The following is an 844-nucleotide window of genomic DNA, read 5'->3' on the forward strand; positions in this document are numbered from 1 at the left end:
ATCGGAGAAGATGGAAAAGGTAAAGTACCAAACAGTGAATTACCAGACGGTAAGGTTACAAAACCAGGTAAGATTACTGAACCAAATAAACCAGCTGTTGAAGTTCCTAATGTAACAACCCCAGCTAAAGTAACTCCAACTGTAGAGTTGGAACAAGATCCTAAGACAGGTGATGTTACAGTAACACCGAAGAAACCAGATGGCTCAACATACCCACCAGGAACAGTAGTAGAAATTCCAGGTAAAGGTGACAAGCCAATCACAGTAACAATCGGAGAAGATGGAAAAGGTAAAGTACCAAACAGTGAATTACCAGACGGTAAGGTTACAAAACCAGGTAAGATTACCGAACCAGGCAAACCATCAGTGGAAGTTCCTAATGTAACAACCCCAGCTAAAGTAACTCCAACCGTAGACTTGGAACAAGATCCTAAGACAGGTGATGTTACAGTGACACCGAAGAGACCAGATGGCTCAACATTCCCACCAGGAACAGTAGTAGAAATTCCAGGTAAAGGTGACAAGCCAATCACAGTCACAATCGGAGAAGATGGTAAAGGTAAAGTACCAAACAGTGAATTACCAGACGGTAAGGTTACAAAACCAGGTAAGATTATCGAACCAGGCAAACCAGCTGTTGAAGTTCCTGAGGTAACAACCCCAGCTAAAGTAACTCCAACAGTAGACTTGGAACAAGATCCTAAGACAGGTGATGTTACAGTGACACCTAAGAGACCAGATGGAACACCATACCCACCAGGAACTACGGTAGAAATTCCAGGTGAAAATGGTCCAATCACTGTTGAAATCGGTCAAGATGGTAAAGGTAAAGTACCAAATAGCA

Annotated in this window: 1 pseudogene; it reads left to right on the top strand. The window is 42.7% G+C overall.

Annotated features, from left to right (window positions below):
• Positions 1-844, top strand: a pseudogene (locus tag N8L90_RS09310) (hypothetical protein); the annotation flags it as partial.

It is taken from the genome of Streptococcus mitis (genome assembly GCF_946190115.1).
GTDB classification, from domain to species: domain Bacteria; phylum Bacillota; class Bacilli; order Lactobacillales; family Streptococcaceae; genus Streptococcus; species Streptococcus mitis_CO.